The sequence below is a fragment of the Escherichia sp. KCJ4928 genome (genome assembly GCF_004352695.1).
Classification (GTDB): domain Bacteria; phylum Pseudomonadota; class Gammaproteobacteria; order Enterobacterales; family Enterobacteriaceae; genus ECMA0423.
Genome location: NZ_SJWV01000692.1, coordinates 1 through 322 on the forward strand (window position 1 = coordinate 1; position 322 = coordinate 322).

Here is a 322-nt window from a genome sequence, read left to right on the forward strand (position 1 = left end):
AGCTGGAAAGACATGGCCCCACATGAAAAAGCGCTCTTTGCCATCTTTGGCCTGCAGTTCTTCCTCGGTGACCGGAAAGCAGCGGTAGCCCTGATGAACAACCTCAATCTCTCCTGCAGGCTCAAAAGTAAACGGGACCAGGGGCGTTTCAGCACGCCGGTGTATTCACTGGCCAGAAACGCCTTTATCCGGGTTATCAAAACAGAAGGCGCACAAAAGTGGCTCAGGCAGCACCGTTACGTTCGCAGCGGTCTGGTCTGGCTTTACGCACATGATTTGCGCCTGACGCCTCCGAACTGGCTGTGGCTCAAGGGCGTTGACC

Annotated in this window: 1 pseudogene; it reads left to right on the forward strand. The window is 55.6% G+C overall.

Annotated elements, in window-relative coordinates:
* A pseudogene (gene trbA / locus E0D98_RS26285) lies at positions 1-322 on the forward strand (IncI1-type conjugal transfer protein TrbA); the annotation flags it as partial.